Origin of the sequence: Variovorax sp. E3, from assembly GCF_016082275.1 — a bacterium.
Classification (GTDB): domain Bacteria; phylum Pseudomonadota; class Gammaproteobacteria; order Burkholderiales; family Burkholderiaceae_C; genus Variovorax.
Window position 1 is genome coordinate 1 of the sequence record NZ_MOWM01000356.1, and the last position, 925, is coordinate 925.

The following is a 925-nucleotide window of genomic DNA, read 5'->3' on the forward strand; positions in this document are numbered from 1 at the left end:
CGCCAACACGCAGCAGGTGGCCGACGTGGTCAAGGCCTGCGCGGCGGCGGGCGCGGCCATCGTTCCGCAGGGCGGCAACACCGGCCTGGCGGTCGGCTCCATCCCCGACGACAGCGGCACGCAGGTCGTGCTGAGCCTGCAGCGCCTGAACGCGATTCGCACCATCGACGGCGCCAACCTCACGATGACCGTCGAGGCCGGCTGCATCCTGCAGACGCTGCAAGAGACGGCAGAGAAGGCCGGCTTCCTGTTCCCGCTGAGCCTTGCCGCTGAAGGCAGCTGCACCATCGGCGGCAACCTGGCGACCAACGCCGGCGGCACGCAGGTCGTTCGCTACGGCAACACGCGCGACCTGTGCCTGGGCCTGGAGGTGGTCACGCCCCAGGGCGAGATCTGGGAAGGCACCAGCGGCCTGCGCAAGGACAACACCGGCTACGACCTGCGCGACCTCATCGTGGGCAGCGAAGGCACGCTGGGCATCATCACCGCCGCGACCATGAAGCTGTACCCGCTGCCGGCCGCGCAGCTCACGGCGTGGGCCGCGGTGCCCTCGCTCGACCACGCGGTCACGCTGCTGGGCCTGACGCACAAGCACCTGGGCTCGGGGCTGACGGGCTTCGAAGTGATGGGCAAGTTCGCGCTGAGCCTGGTCGACAAGCACATGCCGCAGCTTCGCGTGCCCTTCATCCAGGACGAGGCCGTGCCGTACTGCGTGCTGCTGGAGAACTCCGACAGCGAGTCCGAAGACCATGCGCGTGCGCGCTTCGAGGCGCTGCTGGAAACGGCTTTTGAAGACGGCTGCGTGAGCGACGCCGTGGTGGCCGAGAACCTGACGCAGGCGCACCAGCTGTGGCATATCCGCGAGAGCATTCCCTTGGCGCAGGCCGAGGAAGGGCTGAACATCAAGCACGACATCTCGATTCCC

Annotated in this window: 1 protein-coding gene; it reads left to right on the plus strand. The window is 68.3% G+C overall.

All coding sequences use genetic code 11. From position 1 onward, the window contains the following. The coding region (locus tag BMG07_RS40835) for an FAD-binding oxidoreductase (RefSeq protein ID WP_198089228.1) at positions 1-925 on the plus strand (925 nt) is incomplete at both ends.